We start from the raw sequence: 16,113 nt of genomic DNA, 5'->3' as shown, positions 1-16,113 counted from the left end.
ATCAGCACCTACAAGTACCGCAACCCCGCCGCGGGCATCGGCAGCAGCTATCAGGGCGCACCGGGATACTTGAGCCAGGCCGACCTGCTCACCGTGTTCGGCAATGCCGCGACGCCACGCTCGGATACCTTCACGATCCGCGCCCACGGCGAGGCGCGCGATGCCAACAACAAGCTCACCGCCACCGCGGTGTGCGAAGCGGTGGTGCAGCGGATCCCGGAATACATCGATCCCGCCGACAAGACCGAGATCGCGGCGGCCGGGCTGAGCAGCGACGCCAACAAGCACTTCGGCCGGCGCTTCGAGATTGTTTCTTTCCGCTGGCTGAGCTCCGGTGAGATCTGACATCGTCTTCCACAAAACCAGCCATGCGCCTGATCCTTTCCCTCGCCTTGTCCGTCATCGGCTCAACCGCCTTTGCCCAGGATGCACGTCCGATCGAATGCCGCTTCCTCGCCTTCGGCGTGAAGGATGATGCCGCGGCGATCGCTGTCGGCGGCAAGGGCGAGGAGATCGCCTGCCCGCTGCCGACCTCGACGCTGTCCAAGAAGATCACCTGCACCGCCAAGGACGGCAAGATCCCCTTCATCTCCGCGGCGGACCGCAAGCCGATGGCGACGGCTGGCATCCCATCTGGAGTCAACTCCGCGCTGGTCGTTTTCGTGCGGCTCGACAAGGCCGCAGCCGATGCCCCGCCCTCCGCGGGCTGGCGGGTCTTCGTCATCGAGGATTCGGCCAAGAGCTTCCCGGACGGCGGGGCCTATGTCGCGAACTTCTACACCAGTGACATCCGCTTCGTCATCGGCGAGCACAAGGGCATGCTCAAGGCCGCCGGTGCCCACGGCTATGCGATGCCGAAGGAGCGCGACGACTTCAACATGGCACCGGTGATCTTCGAGTTCCTCAACGGCGACAAGTGGCGGATCGCCAACGAAAGCTCGCTGCGCTTCCTGCCGGGGATGCGGTATTTGATCTTCGCGTATGTCGACCCGGTGTCCGGACGGCCGAAGATCAATACTTATCAGGATCAGCTTCCTCCTGCCCAGGCGGCAGCGAACCCCTGATGGTCCACACGGCTACTGAAATAGCTGCCGGTCCAACGAACGGTACTGGATCGCCTCCAACACATCGTCCGAGCGGATGTCATTCGATCCGCCTAGGTCGGCAAGGGTGCGAGCCACCTTGAGGATACGGTCATGGGCGCGAGCGGAGAAGTTCATCTCGCCCATAGCGTGCTCCATGTAGCCATTGCCCAAGTCGTCGAGCTTGCAGTGATCCTTCACTTGCCGGGCGCTCATGGAGGCGTTGGTGGAGGTCCGGGTGCCTTGGAAACGGCGCTTCTGGATCTCGCGGGCCTGCATCACGCGGGCGCGGATGGTTTCCGACTTCTCGCCGCTGCTGGCCGCCGACAGCTCGCGGTATTCCACCAGCGGAACATCCACATGCAGGTCGATGCGGTCGAGCAAGGGGCCGGAGATGCGGCGGCGGTAGTTCTCAATTTGCCGCGAAGTGCAGCGGCACTGCCGCCTACTATCGCCGTAGTAGCCACAGGGATGCGGATTCTGCTTGGGGAGATCCTCAGCATGAAATCCTCAACCATCTGGAAGTCAACGCCTAGGATGACTGGAGAGCCATCGGGAAAGGCTCTTCTGGGCTCGGGGGCACGTTGCGACCGGTAGGAGCCAGGAAAGGCCAGGAAGCCGGGAGTCGCTATCGGTAGACTCGCCGAACCGCGGATCCGGACCGAGGCGGGAGGTGTCGGGATGGCTTCTTCCCCTCCCGGCTAAACGCTGCTGTTCGCTATGCCCTCGTAAAGTGGGTGGGGAACTCTCCGTTAGTGGGCACCCTCAACATCGCCTCCTCATACTGCGCCATCGCACGCCGGCAGGTAATGTTGAGTATGCCGTCGGGGGCGGTGCCGTAGTCCAACCGAAGAGCCGCCTGGCTTTCTCGGCTGAGGCTGTCATTGATGCGAAAACGAAGCTCTTCGAAGGTTTCCCATTCTTCATCTCGGGGCGGCGTTTCCTCCGTCCCAATCTCCTCAGGCCACCCAGCATCGCTCACACGGCCGATTACGAAGTCACCGTGTATTCCGCGCTTTTGGTACCAGGCTCGCACATGCCATCGCAAACCATCGTGCCCAAAAGCGCACGGGGCCAACCATCGCCAATCGTCCCTACCGCTTTTTACGCTGTGATACTTAACCCGCAGCTTCTTCCTCTGAACAACGGCGATAAACAGCCGCCGTTCCACCTCGGGCAGCACTTTTCGCTTCGGTGGTCTCACTACTGAAACTAGCGGGCCATCACTCGGTGCGCCCGCAGTGAGCATCCCGAGCCCGCCCTGTTGAAGGAATGCGGCCATTCCCTCTTCGAGCCTCGGCGCGTGCAGAACACACCCCATCGCCTCAGTCGCCTCGTAGCGCTTCCGGCTCATCTGGTAGACCATCGCCCCTGGGTTGATTTCCAGATACTTCTGAAGGTCGCTCGACGCCTGAGCTGCCGAAATCCCAAAGACCTCCACGAGATCTGGCCTCCCGATCCATCCGCGCCACCACAACGCGCGTTCTACGGCTCGGAGCCTTTCCTGCGCCGCCCAATTCTCTAGCCGTGTTTCGTTACCCATCGTTAATTACGATTCACTCGTTATTTTCCACTGGTAATTTCCGGAATGCGGCGCAAACTGCACCCGTCGTCATTTTCGCCACATCGGGATTCTACGATGGATCACTTACTTCGCAATTCTTAAATAATTCCTCCACGCCGGGTGATTCGGAAATGCCCAATTACTTCACCAAATCGAAATTATGCCCCAGTACATCATCAATAAGAACCAGCAGGCCAATGGCGATTATGAAGTTCATGATAAGACCAATGGTTGCACCTACATGCCGAAAGTAGAAAACCAGATCGAACTCGGATTTCACACCTCCTGTCACGGTGCGGTAGCGGAGGCAAAAAGGCGCTGGCCTAAGGAAAGGATCAACGGGTGCTACTACTGCTGCAAGCCCTGCCACACTTCCTAGATCCAGTTCGCCGCGAAAGCCTGTGGAAACGGTCCATCGGCTGCTCGGACTGAAGTCGCTCCAGATCCAAGTCTCGGCTCGGAGTAAGTGGTTAGAATGGGAGGAGCCCTCTGTAGTCGTCGCAGGCCTCCGGCCTTGTTAAACATCGTGCTTTGACCATGAAGACCCATACGGAGAATATTGCGGCCGCGATTGGCGCGGTCGGTGGTGCTGGAGCAGGAATGACAGGATCGGCCGCGGTCATTTCCGCTGGAGGAGCAGTTTCTGGTCTTTCTGGTGCCGGAATCGCATCCGGCCTAAGCTTCGTCGGCGGTTCTATGCTCGGTGGCCTTTGCATCGTATCCGGCGGCGTCGCCCTGGCCGCGTTCGGCGGAGCGGTGGTTGGTCGAAGGATCGCGCGAAAAGTAGCAGCCCGAGCTGCCTAGCCCAAATAACAACCCACAACAATGCCACGTTACCGTCGTAAACAGTATCTCGCTCTCATCTCCCTTCCGTTGATCGTCGAGATCACGATTTTTGTAGCTTCTCTCATTGTCGGCACCCTCGTCACGGCTGTCTCCTTCTGGCTGGCAGTGGACAGCCGTCTCGCGCATATCCGCCAAGCTTTTGGTGTGGAGGTCGACCTTGCCCCGTTCGTCCCCCAATTCATCCCGCTTTTGGGCTTCGCTGGGATACTTACCGGTGTTAGATTCCATGCAGCGGCTCGGCGGTGGTTTGTCGGCAAACTTGCACTCGCATGACCTCCATTGCGGTAGCCAAGTCCGGGCCGAGATCGCCCGCAGGTGTCCTTTCGTTCCAGCTTGCTCATGACAGATGTCGAAGCGGGCAAAATATCGCGCAGTGAGAATTGTCCCATATTGCGATACCAACGATCTTTCACTTCTAACTTCCATCCGGACCCGCCGCTGCTAACCCTTGGCTGATGGCCCGCACGCGCCTGGTTGAAGCATTCCCAAGTGCTATATCGACTGTGAAGAGAGCTTTGCGACCGATTAGCTTACCCCCGACACCCCAAATAAAAAAGTATGTGGGCCGACAATGAGACCGACGAAGACCTACTTGGTTTCTCAGTTCATGCAAACCTGATTGGCGAAATTGTGACGGACCCTGAGATGCTCCCGGTGACGATCGGGCTTTTCGGTGACTGGGGAGGGGGCAAATCGAGTATCCTCAAGATCTTGAAGCGGAACTTTGCGGAGCATCCCGACTTCGCCGTCATATACTTTAACAGCTGGGTTTTTGAAGGCTACGAGGATGCCAAATCGGCTATTCTAACGTCGCTTTTGACGGAGCTGCGGGACCAGAGGCAATGGGACAAAGCAGTCAAAGATGAAATCGGGTCTCTCTTGAGGAGAGTCCGTTGGATGAAAGTTCTCAAATCCGTCGCGGCAGCGGGCCTCGCCTACGTTACCGCTAATCCGCTTCCCCTAGCCGCAGTGGAAAATCCGATTGAGCCCAAAGACGACACGAAAGGTCAATCCGGGCCCAACGACGGTGCTGCCAATCCCGCCGACTATCTTAAGGACGTGGAGGAAGCCGTTCATAACGTCCGCTCATTCCGAAGGGACTTCCAATCCCTCATCGAGAAGACGGGACTGAAGGCATTTGTGATTCTCATCGACGATCTCGACCGATGCTCGCCCGAGCGTGTGATTGAGAACTTGGAAGCCGTAAAGCTCTTTCTGAACGTGGAGAGCACCGCGTTCGTTGTAGCAGCAGACCGACGAATTGTTGAGAACGCGATCAGAATTAGATACTCATCCCTGTTCTCTGGGGAACAACAATTCCCGGCACAGCAAGAAGCCCTCGTGACTGACTACCTAGAGAAACTGATCCAGGTCCCATACACGCTTCCCAAGCTGGCACCCCACGAGGTCCGGTCCTACATGAGCTTATTGTTCCTGAAGAAGCATCTTCCTGATTCCACCTTCGATGGCCTGTTGGTTCAATACTCTGAATTCCTATCTCGCGAGCGCTACAGCTCCTTTCCTCTCGATGAGCCGCTGCAAGCGCTCCCTGAAGGTCCTCAAAAGTCCGAACTGATCGAGAGCGTGCGCCTGGTAGAGGCATGCTCGGACGCCATTACTGACGGCCTGAAGGGAAACCCACGGCAGATCAAGCGCTTCCTCAACGCCTACTGGCTCCGCAGAAAGTTCGGAAATGTTGCCGGGCTCTCGCACATCAAGAATCACGTCTTGGTCAAGCTGATGGTGTTGGAATACATAAGCTCCGAACGCTTTGACGACCTATACGCCCTGCACCGTCTAACCCCCGACGGCACGGTTGAGGTCCTACGCGCTATCGAATCCGCAACTAGCCCCGATGAACTCGATGAGAAGCTATCGAGTTGGCGCACTTCCCGAATCTGGAAGTGGGCTAAATCCGAGCCAAATCTAGCAGACGAGGACCTAAGAGACTATTTCTGGCTCTCCCGAAGCTCTGTCAGCGACACCCTCTCGGGGGTTAGGCTCCTCAGCCAAGCCATGCGCCACTGCATCGACGCAATGCTCTCCGACTCACAACCTCAGTCGGATCGAAACGCTTTCTTCAGCTCGCTTTCCGAAGACGAACAGGCGGGAGTCGTAGCGATGGTCGGGAAGAAGGCAATGCAGGATCCAGACAACCAAACTCCCTTGGACTCACTCTTGGGACTAGCACTGGTCGGTTCAGAGCTCGCCGCCACTACCTTCAGATCCAGCGCACTGAAAATCGGGGCTGCCAACCTCAACGCCGGGCTGGGGGTAAAGCTCCGAAATGCAAGGCCTTCTTCAGATACACCAGCCGGCAAGATAGTTGCTCAAGTCATCCTCGAACTAGGCGCTACCGAGACCAAGATCGGAAGAACCATCAGCCCAAAATCGCCGAAGAGGTAAACATCCCATGGGAACATCCAAGTCATACGACAGTCCTAAATGGCCGGGCGTAAACGACCAGGTCGGCGAAGCTGTCTCAAAGGGTCCACCCACGAAGTCGGCCACCTCTAATGCCGTTGGTGCCTTCGCGGGAGCTTATAAAAGCTTCATCAATACCGGAACGACGGGCCGCGCGGGCGCGACCACAGGAGGCATCTCCAGGGCGGGGCGAACCACGGGAGGCCGCGGAGGTGGAGGCGGGGCCACCGCGAGAGCTAGGTCGGCAGGCGCTGGCGCTCGACTCGGATCCTTCCTGTCAGGAGTGGCCTCTTCTGGACTGGGTCCGACACTGACGAGCTTCGGCCTTGGGGACCTGATAGGCAAGCCGCTCCAAGACATCCTCGATGCCATTCTCGATAGGCTTTGTGAGGACGGTGGACTGCTCGATGACGCGGCCGTGACCGAAGCGATGGCAAGGACGCTAGACGAACTCAGCAAGGATGCTGAAACGGTCGAAGAATTCGACAGACTCCTCGGCGAAAGCCCCGACAACATAGAGGGTCACCTCCAATCATTCTTTGCAAATGTGCTCGCCGTGAACTTCGAGCAGAAAGAAGGCGGATTCGTTCGAGAAAAAATTCCGCAATCCCAGTGCGACCGCTTCTTCAAGGAGTCGCGGGACCTTATTCGCACACTCGTATCGGAGGAACTCGCGAAGGAGCGAGATCTATCCTCTATAGACTGGAAGAGTCCCGAAGCCCTTTCAATCGCCGACCAGATCAATCAGGAGGTCCTTAACATACTCATTGGAGATGAATGAAGTCGCTGTCAACACAACCGTGGAACGTCCTTTCCATTCCGGGGCCGCGGTCTACCTGAGCACCGAGGGCCGCGAGCCGGAGAAGCTTTCATTCAATATCGAGGACTATGCCCGAATTAACCGATCATTTCCCACCGAGGCGGGCGAGTTCGCATATTTCTGTGCTTTGATTTACGGCTGCGACAGGCTGCTGAAAAGGGACGCAGGGAACGGGGACCGGTGGACCCGGGAGATCGCCGTGGACATCCCCGTCACCCTCCCGTCGAGATGGCGCGGCTCAGCGGAAACAATCGAGAAGATGCTCGAATTTCTCACCGGAGACATCTGGAGGATCAGCTTCCGGAAGCAAAAACACCCCCTGTTCGGCTCGACCTTCAGCCGAACGAGGAAAGATTTTCACAAGAAGAGAAAGATTACCGGTTCCGCCGTCTCGCTCTTCTCGGGAGGCTTGGATTCGATCTCAGGAATCATCGACTGGCTTGAAACGAATCCAACCAAATCGCTCGTTTTAGCCTCTACATACGACGCGCACGCTGAAAACGCCAAAGCCGACCAAGAGCGCCTACTTCCAAAATTGAATTCTGCGTATCCGGGTCGAATTAGCCGCTTCATTGCTCGCTCCGGTCTTCAGAACAAAGGCGAAGACATCAACTTCAGAAGCCGCTCTTTGACGTTCCTAGGAAACGGGTTGCTCGCGGCTTCGTTCCTCGGCAAAGACGTGAGCATCCTGATACCTGAAAACGGTGCCATCGCGATCAACTACCCTCTCTCCCCGGCTAGAAGCGGATCGCTTAGCACCAGAACCGTCCATCCCCACTTCATCGATCTGTTCAATCAGCTGCTCAGGGAACTCGGGTTTTCCTGTAAGGTAGAGAACCCCTACGAGTTCAAGACCAAGGGGGAGGTTCTGGCCTCGTGCAAAAACCAGAGCTTCCTCCGTTCCGTTTACGAGGACTCCGTATCGTGCGGCAAGCGGGGGTTTAGCCGGATCCACTGGCATGACAAACACGCCGCAGCCTGCGGTCATTGCGTGCCCTGCATCTTCCGCCAAGCCGCCGTCGCGTCTGCCTCTTTTGATGAAGAGGCCTTCGGATGTACTGTGTCCGACCGCAACAGATGGGGAACCTCCGATATTCTTAGACCCAATAGCGATCTTCAAACTGTTGTCGACTTCGTAAAGTCGGATATCGATGCAGATTCGATCTGGCGGAAGATGCGATCGAACGGGTATCTCGAATTAGAGAGAAAGGATCAATACGTGGATCTGATCGTTCGTCTGAGAACGGAATTGAAAGGATGGCTGGCCAGCGTCAATCTCCTTTGAGGATTCCAAATGATCGATACTCACTGCCACATCGATCTCCATGATCGTCCGCTAGATGCGATCTCGAAGTTCACGTCGCGACAAATGGAGTGCGTATCGGTTACGATGCTTCCTAGCCACTACAAGCTGAGCCTCCCCCACCTCGAAGCCTATGACAACATTCATGCTTCGCTGGGACTGCATCCGCTGCGCGCACGGGAGGGAAAGCGCGAGCTTGCGCAGTTCATTCAGCTCGCGAAAGCGGCCGAATACATCGGGGAGATCGGTCTCGACTTTTCGCGGGACGGCAAGTCGACAAGGGCTCTCCAAGAAGAGATGTTTGCGGAAGTATTACCTAGCCTTAAAGGCGGAAAATTCGTCAGCGTGCATAGTCGTGAGTCCGCTAAGAAACTTCTGGAGATGCTGTCTGAAGCCCGAGTAGCCCCCGTCTGTTTCCACTATTTCACTGGCGCTCCCTCCTTGGCTCAAGAAGTAATCCAAGCTGGTCACTATATGTCATTCAACCTTCGGATGCTAACGGGGAGGCACAAATCGCTACTCAGCCAAGTTCCAGCAGAAAGGGTTCTCATCGAATCGGATGCCCCCTTTCTCACGGAATCGCCTCACCTCGCAGTTGCCAATGCTTACTCGACCGTCGCAAAGCATTGGGGAATAACCCTCCCTGAAGCAGAGGGGTTGATCTCTAGGAACTTTCTGCGCTGCCGTACAGCACGCGATATTACCTGTTAGGCCTTCATGGTTCTTGACCTGGATATTGCGATGACGGGGCGCACCCAGCCGATTGGGCCCCGGTTCGCCTGCACAAAGTGCCCACAGACGCCTTGTCTCCCCGGGAGCATCCGAGCTAGACTGATCGAGTGAAACACCTCTCCCTCCTGCTAGTCGCTGCTCTGGCGGCGCACTGTCCGCTCGCCGCACAACAGCCCACCGAGGCCAAACGGGAACCGGTCAAGCTGTCGCTGGTCGGTGGTGACTCGATTACCGGGACCGTGAGTGGCGTGAAGGACGGAGAACTCAGCCTGATCACCGACTACGGGGTGATCCGCGTCCCGGTCTACAGGCTGACCGACGACTCGCGGAAGAAGCTCGGAGTTGCGGCCGATGCGAACGTCGCCCAGCTAGAGAAGCGGATTGCGGAACTGGAGGCACTGGTGGAGCGCCTGCGAGCCGAGAACGCTCAACTTCGCCGCCAGGCCCCACCCTCCCCTACCCCCACTCAGGTTCAGCCGCTGACCGGCGGAGGGGGCGGAACCAACAAGGTCACCCCGAGCCAGCCGGCACAAGCCGGAGGCTACTGGATCAGCTCCACAGGGAAGCGCCACAATTCACGCTGCCGCTTCTACGGAACCGGTAACGGCCATAGCGGCTCAGCATCGGAAGGGACGGCGTGCAAAGTATGTGGCGGCTAAAAGAAAACGCGCCGAGTCGAGACTTTGAGTTTCGCTAAGCCAACCCTCGAAATCGCCGGACGCATTCCGACCTTGGCTCATACGGCACAGTTGAGTCGCTGAACGACGCCCTTGCTTATGAGCGCCGCCCAGGCGCATGCTGCGCCCAGCAAACATGGGAGTAATCCAGGTCACAAACATTAAGAAGAGACTGGCCACCACCTTCTCTAGCCTAATAGACATCAGTGATTGCGGTAGCGACTGCACTCCAGCGAGCGGACAGTTTCTCACAAGAGCCTTAGCCGCCCACGCCATCGTAGTCCTAGGTGAAACTTCTCCAACAATCGCGGCCCTAGCCATCACCGATGGAAAGAACGATAATGGCATCGACGCAATTTACCATGATCCACAGCAAAAGCGTCTCCTTATCGTCCAATCCAAGTGGAGAGAAAAGGGCTCCGGCGCTCCAGACAGTGGGGAAACTAAAAAATTTGCTGATGGAGTTCGCGATTTGTTCAACGGAGCCAAGGACAGATTTAGCGAAAAATTTGGCCCACATTGGCCGACCCTTGAGTCTGCACTGAATGACCCGGCGTCTACTTACGTCCTGGTTATCGTTTCAACGGCAACTGACGCAATGGGGGTACATGCAGTCCGCAACATGGATGACATTCTCGGCGAAATGAACGACACCAGCGAAGTCGTTTCTTTAGTGTCGTGGGGGCAAGTTGAGGTTTACAATTCTCTCGCTGCCGGAGTAGCGGGGACGCCCATAGAACTTGCAATTGGCCTAAAAAGTTGGGGGAAGAAGGACGAGCCTCACAAGGCCTACTACGGACAAGTCAGTGGCAGCCAAGTCGCCAGCTGGTGGAAATCTCACCGCTCAAAGCTCTTCTCAAAGAATATCCGCAATGTCCTCGGGGACACCGACGTAAATACAGAAATTCAAAGGACTCTTTGGAGCAACCCAGAAGCGTTCTGGTACTTTAACAACGGAATCACCATTACGGCCGAGTCGGCCAAGCGCACGATGGCGGGAGGGGGAGACAAAGATTTCGCCACATTCCACTGCAAGGACGTCAGCGTCGTTAACGGAGCGCAGACTGTCTCTTCTCTCGGAAAGGTAGGTCTTGAGAATGAGAGCCTTTTGGACAGCGTATACGTTGCGGTCCGAATTATCGTCACCGATGGAAACAAGCCTTTTGAGGATGACGTCACCCGTACTAACAATCGCCAGAATCGCATCGAAACCCGTGACTTTGTAACCTTGGATCCGAAGCAAGGACAATTGAAAGCAGACCTAGCCATCGAAGGAATTGAGTATCAAGTTGGGAGGGAAGAAGGATTCGTTCGGTCTGAAAATTCTTTCGATCTGGTAGAGGCCATCACCGCGCTCGCATGCGCTTCGTCGAAAGTGAAATTGCTAGTGCAACTGAAGAGAGAGATCGGAAAGCTATGGGAGAGCACTGAAACGGAACCATACACCGACCTATTTTGCGCTGATTTGGACGGGTGGCGGCTGTGGCGTTATGTACGCCTGCAACGAGCAATTGATCGTTCGATATACAATTTCCACATTTCTGCATCATCTGACATACCTGAGGGAATGATCCGCATCCACGCAAATCGGCTGATTGCCGGATTCGTTTGGAACAAACTACCGCGGTCCGCAATCGATGATATTGAATGCGACTTTGCGTCATTCGCAGATCCAAAATCGATTGGCGGCTTGGTGATTGCTGCAGTGCAGCTGATGACACGGTATTTAGAAAGTCATCATCCGAATGCAATTGTACCGACATTTTTCAAGAACGCGAAAAAGTGTGAGGCGATGTTCCTCGCTATCACCAACCCGCTGCGTCCGGATTCAAAGCCTTCCGACGGACAGCTAGAACTCCAGATATGAAGCTTTCAAGCCCTGTATGGTCTCTGACTAGTAGTCGTCGCATCTGGTCAGGCGCAGCCCTCAGGCTATTGGTTTTGCTATGGACGTGCCCGCTGATGGCGGAGCCTGCCCATGCACTTCGCGTGCTCACCTGGAACCTGGAATGGTTTCCAGGGGGCAGGAATGGTGCGCCAAAGGAGGAACAAACCCGCCGAATCGAAGAGGTCCGTGACCAAATCCGAAAGCTCAATCCTGATATTCTACTGCTCCAGGAGGTGAACTCCCAGGCTGTCATCGAAGAGACGCTTCAGCCGCTCGGAAAGGAATGGAGGGTCGCGGTGGTCTCCCGGTTCATGCAGGGAAACTTTCTTTCCGGCCAACAGCTGGTGATCGCCGCAAAGATCCCAGCCGACGCTGCTTGGTCGGAGCCCTGGCAGAGAGGCTGGGCGGGCGCTCCCCGCGGCTACGCCTACGCGTCGTTCCTGGTCGGCAAAAGGCGGCTCGGAGTTTACTGCCTCCACCTGAAGTCAAACTTGGGAAACCCGCCCGAGAACACGTCGAAGCGCGAGGACGCAATTGGGCAACTGATCGCTCACACTGAATCCAAGGACGAGCGACTGGTGAAACCCGACGCGTTGCTGATCGGAGGCGACTTCAACACCGACGATCCGGACACACCGGCTGGCCAGTCGCCGGGAGAACGAACGTTCAGCTTTCTCCGGAAGGCGGGCTTCAGCTGGAGTTTCGAAGGAATCGAACATCGCGACCGTATCACCTGTCCGGGCAAAGGTAGCTACCCGGCCGCCTGTTTCGATTACTTCTGGACCAAGGGGCTCGGGAGGCCGCTGTCGTCTCCAAAGGCCGCGAAGGCTTCGGACCATCTGCCGGTCGTTCTCGAAATCTCTCTCTAACCACCCTTCAATCATGCTTTCCCCCTACTTGCCCATAGTCTGCATGGGCCTACTCGCCCTTCTGTCTTCATGTGCACAACAAAAGCCAGTTGGCATCAACGCCGGTCACGCTTCGGGCTCGCCAGGTGTGGATCATCAGCAAAAGACGCTCTTTGCCGATCCTAACCACAGCCGACACTCTAGCTCTTCAAGCAGCAATCAAAGCGGATCGTCATATGCGGCAAGATCCAGCTATAGTCGATCTTCGGTACAGTGCTCCGGTTACACCAAAAAAGGATACCGGTGCCAGCGAATGACGACTTCACCCAATGGTCGGTGCTATCAACACGGCGGGTAATCAACACCTCGCAGACTTCGCCGCCTAGGATGGCCTGGCTCGCTGGACAGCAGTGACGGGAAAACGCTTACTTGTATAATCGGAGAAAGAGGCGACAGACTCACCTCATGGCCGCCAAGAAAGCAACCAAAGGAAAGCGATACAGTGCCGAAGAAAAGAAGTCCGTCGTAGACTTCGTGAATTCTCACAACGAAGTGAACGGCCGGGGTGGAGCGACTGCCGCCTCCAAGAAATTCGGGGTAAGCCAGCTCACCGTCGGTTCGTGGCTGAAGAGCAGCGGGGGTGAGGTAGGCGACCGCCGCAAGCGAAGCACGACAGCGGCGACAGCGGGGCGTGGGAGTGTGCTGGCGGAGCTGTCGAAGCTCGACGGAGTGATCGCGGCCAAGCGGAAGGAACTGGATGCGCTGGAAGCTCGATTCCAGAAGCTGAAGGCGAGTCTCTAGGATTTTCGAGCCAAAAAAACCGCTGCTATACGGCTCGATCTCGACGGCTGGACGCATCCCTTATCCGAATGCGAATTCAGCTCGGGGGAATGTCAGGGCTACTCTGACGATATTCCAAGGGTCTATGCTTGGCGGGCACGGTTTGGATTGGATCTATAGAGCAATGATAGCTCGTGGCCTGATCCGAAAGTTGACTATCGAACGTTTTAGGGGCTTAGAAAGTGTCATTTGGTAGCCCAGAGGAACGAAGAGAGATCCTGCCGCGATTAACAACTCTTGACCTCAGGAGGAGATTTCGGGGAATAGTGCATAATGCCTCCCGAAAATGATGATGTGGTTGAATGGCTCCTTGGTCAGGACGAATGGCTGCAAGAAGCCGCCCTTCGCCTCCTCCAGAACTCTGAGCTGAAAAAGCAGGACTACGATGATCTGCTCGCGATCCTGAAGCAACCCGCTGGAAAGTCTGCCACCCCGCGAAAATTTCCTCCCATCGTAAGCTCGGCCGCGTCGGGATCTAAGGAGATCCGGCTCAGGGCAATCGGGCCGATTTCCGGTATCGACCGCCTGGCTCCGACAACCCCGCTCAACTTCGGCGAGAAGCAGTTGGTAGTGATCTACGGTTCCAACGGTGCGGGGAAATCCGGCTACGTCCGGATTCTTAAAAAGGCTAGCGGCAAGCCCAACGCAGTCGCACTGAAAGCTAACGTCTTTGCGAAACCTGAAGGTCCAAAACGCTGCATATTCGATTACCTGTTAGACGGCAACCCGGTGTCGAATGAGTGGGATGGCGATGGCGATCCAGTGGAGGATTTTCTAAACCTCGACATCTTCGACACGCCGGCCGCACGCCTGTATTTGGAAAGCGAAAGCGAAGCCACTTACACGCCTCCGGCGGTAGCACTCTTCGAAGACCTCGTGAAAGCCGCCGAACACCTGAAGAGTCGGCTAAACGACGAGAAGGACAAAATCATTTCCAAGCTCCCCCCGCTTCCGGCAAATTACACGGGAACCAAAGTGGCCGGAATCTACACCAAGATCAGCCCGACGAGCACACATCAAGAGCTGGAGAAAATCAACAAGTGGACCTCTGAGGACGCCACCGCACTCGCCAGCCTGGAGACCAGACTCAAAGCCGAAGATCCATCCGCCAAGGCAGCCGGCAAACGCAAAGCGAAGGTTCAGATCGAAGAGCTAAGGTCAGTCCTAGCAGACGCGGCGAAGCTATTTGCCCCGGAAGAACTGGAGCGGAGGAAACTGCTCAAGAAGGACGCAGACGCAAAGCGAGCCGCGGCGGTTGAAGGCGCGAAGGCCACGGTATCGACCAGCGAATTTGAAGGAATTGGCACCGACACTTGGAAAGCCATGTGGTCGGCAGCAAAAGCCTATTCCGTCAGCTCGGCATACCCGGAGCAGGAGTTTCCAGTCCTCACCGATGACGCTCGATGCGTCCTGTGCCACCAGTCCCTCGATGAGTCAGCCAAAGCACGCCTCAAAGCGTTCGAAGACTTCGTCGTCAGCTCGCTCGAGGCTGCCGCCAATCAAGCGGAGAAATCATGGAAGGATACGTTGAAGAATCTCCCTGTCCATCCTTCGAAAGACAACCTCGTTACATCGCTCGAAGCTTCGGGACTGGATACGCAAACATGGCTGCCTAAGCTCGAAACTGAATGGGCGAAAATTGGCAGTGCATTGCTGAATTTGGCCGGCGGGGACTTTCCGGAAGTGGATCTAACTGCCACGAATTCCCTGCTCTCGGAACTCACGTATCAAAGCGCGACGCTGGAAAAAGATGCGGTGCAGCTTGATGCCGACGCCAAGCAGTTCGACCGCAAACAGGCCCAACAGGACAAGGCGGAGTTGGAGGCGAAAAAGTGGACGTCCGAGCAGTCAGTTGCCATTGCCGATGAGCACTCCCGGCAAAAAACACTCGCCCAGTATTCTCGTTGGGTGGGACAGACCGGGACTCGTGGAATCACGCTTCGATCCACAGCCGTGGCCGATAAGTACCTGACCAAAGGCTACGTTGATCGTTTCAACGGTGAGCTGAAAGACTTGAGTGCAGGACACATCAGCGTTGAGCTGGTGAAACTCCCCGCCCGGCAGGGGAAGTCAAAATACAAAATCCAGCTCTCTGGCCTTACTACGACGGGCTCCGGCCCTAATCACGTCCTGAGCGAAGGGGAGCAGAGGATCGTGTCGCTCGCGGCCTTCCTGGCCGACTCGGAAACCAACAGCCACAAAGCGCCGTTCGTCTTCGATGATCCGATCTCTTCGCTCGACTACGAATTCGAGAGAGCGTGCGTCAGCCGACTCATTGAACTCAGCAAAACAAGGCAGGTGATCATCTTCACTCACAGGTTGAGTCTCGTAAGCATGGTGGTGGACTCGCCTGACGCTGAAAGCGAAGAAATTTCCATCCGCTCGTATCGGGGAGTCTGCGGCCAACCCAGCACCATCAAACCCTACTCAGGTAAACCCGAGAAAGGGCTCAACGTGCTGATCGAAAAACATAAGCAGGCAGCCAAGGTCTTCAACGAACAGGGCTACGAAGCATACGAGTCTCTGGGGCGGGCAACGTGCAGCGAGTTCCGAACCATCGTGGAGAAGAGCGTCGAGGTGGTGTTGCTGGACGAAATCGTCCTCCGGTTCCGAAAGAGTGTGATGACCGGCGACAAGAAGAACAACAAACTCTCGAAGCTGCTGAGGATCCAGCACTCGGATTGCGACCTCATCGAAGAGATGATGACCAAGTATTCTGGCTTTATGCACAGCCATTCCGATGACGTCCCCATAGAGGTTCCGCCTCCGGATGAAGTCTACGAAGATCTGAAACGCATGTCGAAGTGGTATAAGGACTTCAGTGGTCGGCAGATTCCGGACAAATCGATCGCAAACTAGGCCGAAGTTCGAACTGGGACGCGCGGGTGGGGTGCATGGTAGGCAGCTTGGCGAAGCGGATCGCGGAGCTCGAGGCTCTGGGCGAGTAACTCCCGGTCGAGAACGCCCAATTTTGCCGCCAGCCCCTACCCACCCCTACACCAACTCAGATCCAGCCGTTGACCGGCGGGGGAACAACCAAGGTCACTCCGAGCCAGCCCGGGTAAGCTGGGGGCTACGAGTGAATGGAT

14 protein-coding genes and 2 pseudogenes are annotated in these 16,113 nt (G+C 56.5%); 12 read left to right on the top strand and 4 right to left on the bottom strand.

Going from position 1 to position 16,113, the window contains the following annotated elements:
• Both BV071_RS13930 and BV071_RS13925 read left to right on the top strand, forming a co-directional pair.
• Positions 1-345: pseudogene (locus BV071_RS13930) on the top strand (hypothetical protein); the annotation flags it as partial.
• Positions 346-368: 23 nt separating this feature from the next.
• Positions 369-1,064 (top strand): hypothetical protein, encoded by a 696-nt coding sequence (locus tag BV071_RS13925; RefSeq protein ID WP_035608091.1) that lies wholly within the window; start codon positions 369-371, stop codon positions 1,062-1,064.
• Positions 1,065-1,076: 12 nt separating this feature from the next.
• Here BV071_RS13925 and BV071_RS13920 read toward each other — a convergent pair whose 3' ends face one another.
• The 3 genes and pseudogenes from BV071_RS13920 to BV071_RS13915 all read right to left on the bottom strand — a co-directional run bounded on the left by BV071_RS13920 (position 1,077) and on the right by BV071_RS13915 (position 2,625).
• Positions 1,077-1,427, bottom strand: coding sequence for a hypothetical protein (locus BV071_RS13920; protein ID WP_265594422.1), 351 nt, complete (start codon positions 1,425-1,427; stop codon positions 1,077-1,079).
• Positions 1,425-1,553, bottom strand: a pseudogene (locus tag BV071_RS35405) (ATP-binding protein); the annotation flags it as partial. The pseudogene BV071_RS35405 and the gene BV071_RS13920, both read right to left, overlap by 3 nt.
• 247 nt (positions 1,554-1,800) lie before the next feature.
• A complete protein-coding gene (locus tag BV071_RS13915; protein WP_035608089.1) occupies positions 1,801-2,625 on the bottom strand; it encodes a hypothetical protein in 825 nt (274 codons plus the stop codon).
• 181 nt (positions 2,626-2,806) lie between these two features.
• Here BV071_RS13915 and BV071_RS36135 point away from each other — a divergent pair, with 181 nt between their 5' ends.
• Positions 2,807-3,025, top strand: a complete 219-nt coding sequence (locus tag BV071_RS36135) for a hypothetical protein (RefSeq protein ID WP_075090911.1) — start codon at positions 2,807-2,809, stop codon at positions 3,023-3,025.
• A gap of 296 nt (positions 3,026-3,321) precedes the next feature.
• Here the strand turns inward: BV071_RS36135 and BV071_RS34760 are convergent, their stop codons facing one another.
• Positions 3,322-3,720, bottom strand: coding sequence for a hypothetical protein (locus tag BV071_RS34760; RefSeq protein WP_035608087.1), 399 nt, complete (start codon positions 3,718-3,720; stop codon positions 3,322-3,324).
• 330 nt (positions 3,721-4,050) lie between these two features.
• Between BV071_RS34760 and BV071_RS13905 the strand changes: the two genes are divergently transcribed.
• The 9 genes from BV071_RS13905 (at position 4,051) to BV071_RS13865 (ending at position 15,883) form a co-directional block, all read left to right on the top strand.
• Positions 4,051-5,898: a P-loop NTPase fold protein gene (locus BV071_RS13905; RefSeq protein ID WP_052573343.1), complete on the top strand. Its 1,848-nt coding sequence runs from the start codon at positions 4,051-4,053 to the stop codon at positions 5,896-5,898.
• A 301-nt stretch (positions 5,899-6,199) separates the two neighbouring features.
• Positions 6,200-6,697, top strand: coding sequence for a hypothetical protein (locus tag BV071_RS13900; RefSeq protein ID WP_035608085.1), 498 nt, complete (start codon positions 6,200-6,202; stop codon positions 6,695-6,697).
• Positions 6,690-8,021, top strand: coding sequence for a Qat anti-phage system QueC-like protein QatC (qatC, locus tag BV071_RS13895; RefSeq protein WP_035608083.1), 1,332 nt, complete (start codon positions 6,690-6,692; stop codon positions 8,019-8,021). The genes BV071_RS13900 and qatC overlap by 8 nt, the downstream gene beginning before the upstream one ends.
• A 9-nt stretch (positions 8,022-8,030) precedes the next feature.
• The gene (locus BV071_RS13890; protein ID WP_052573342.1) at positions 8,031-8,750 is read left to right on the top strand and encodes a TatD family hydrolase; all 720 of its coding nucleotides are present in this window, start codon (positions 8,031-8,033) and stop codon (positions 8,748-8,750) included.
• 128 nt (positions 8,751-8,878) lie between these two features.
• Entirely contained in the window at positions 8,879-9,430 is a 552-nt protein-coding gene (locus tag BV071_RS13885) for a bZIP transcription factor (RefSeq protein WP_035608081.1), read from the top strand.
• A 136-nt stretch (positions 9,431-9,566) separates the two neighbouring features.
• Positions 9,567-11,315 carry an AIPR family protein gene (locus BV071_RS13880; protein WP_081885987.1) on the top strand — a complete coding sequence of 583 codons (1,749 nt, stop codon included), beginning with the start codon at positions 9,567-9,569 and terminating at the stop codon, positions 11,313-11,315.
• 122 nt (positions 11,316-11,437) lie between these two features.
• Positions 11,438-12,205, top strand: a complete 768-nt coding sequence (locus BV071_RS13875) for an endonuclease/exonuclease/phosphatase family protein (RefSeq protein WP_265594421.1) — start codon at positions 11,438-11,440, stop codon at positions 12,203-12,205.
• 513 nt (positions 12,206-12,718) lie between these two features.
• A complete protein-coding gene (locus BV071_RS13870; protein ID WP_343123402.1) occupies positions 12,719-12,985 on the top strand; it encodes a hypothetical protein in 267 nt (88 codons plus the stop codon).
• A 312-nt stretch (positions 12,986-13,297) separates the two neighbouring features.
• Complete coding sequence (locus BV071_RS13865) at positions 13,298-15,883, top strand: AAA family ATPase (RefSeq protein ID WP_035608075.1); 2,586 nt, start codon at positions 13,298-13,300, stop codon at positions 15,881-15,883.
• The last annotated feature ends 230 nt before the right edge of the window (positions 15,884-16,113 follow it).

Source organism: Haloferula sp. BvORR071, from assembly GCF_000739615.1.
Lineage (GTDB): Bacteria > Verrucomicrobiota > Verrucomicrobiia > Verrucomicrobiales > Akkermansiaceae > Haloferula.
The sequence above is the reverse complement of the archived record's forward strand: the minus strand, read 5'-3'. Positions and strand labels throughout refer to the sequence as shown.

Coding starts and splice junctions, on each gene's coding strand:
- BV071_RS13925 (WP_035608091.1), top strand. CDS start 369: ATGCGCCTGATCCTTTCCCTCGCCTTGTCCGTCATCGGCTCAACCGCC.
- BV071_RS13915 (WP_035608089.1), bottom strand. CDS start 2,625: ATGGGTAACGAAACACGGCTAGAGAATTGGGCGGCGCAGGAAAGGCTC.
- BV071_RS36135 (WP_075090911.1), top strand. CDS start 2,807: ATGCCCCAGTACATCATCAATAAGAACCAGCAGGCCAATGGCGATTAT.
- BV071_RS34760 (WP_035608087.1), bottom strand. CDS start 3,720: ATGGAATCTAACACCGGTAAGTATCCCAGCGAAGCCCAAAAGCGGGAT.
- BV071_RS13905 (WP_052573343.1), top strand. CDS start 4,051: ATGTGGGCCGACAATGAGACCGACGAAGACCTACTTGGTTTCTCAGTT.
- qatC (WP_035608083.1), top strand. CDS start 6,690: ATGAATGAAGTCGCTGTCAACACAACCGTGGAACGTCCTTTCCATTCC.
- BV071_RS13890 (WP_052573342.1), top strand. CDS start 8,031: ATGATCGATACTCACTGCCACATCGATCTCCATGATCGTCCGCTAGAT.
- BV071_RS13880 (WP_081885987.1), top strand. CDS start 9,567: ATGCTGCGCCCAGCAAACATGGGAGTAATCCAGGTCACAAACATTAAG.
- BV071_RS13865 (WP_035608075.1), top strand. CDS start 13,298: ATGCCTCCCGAAAATGATGATGTGGTTGAATGGCTCCTTGGTCAGGAC.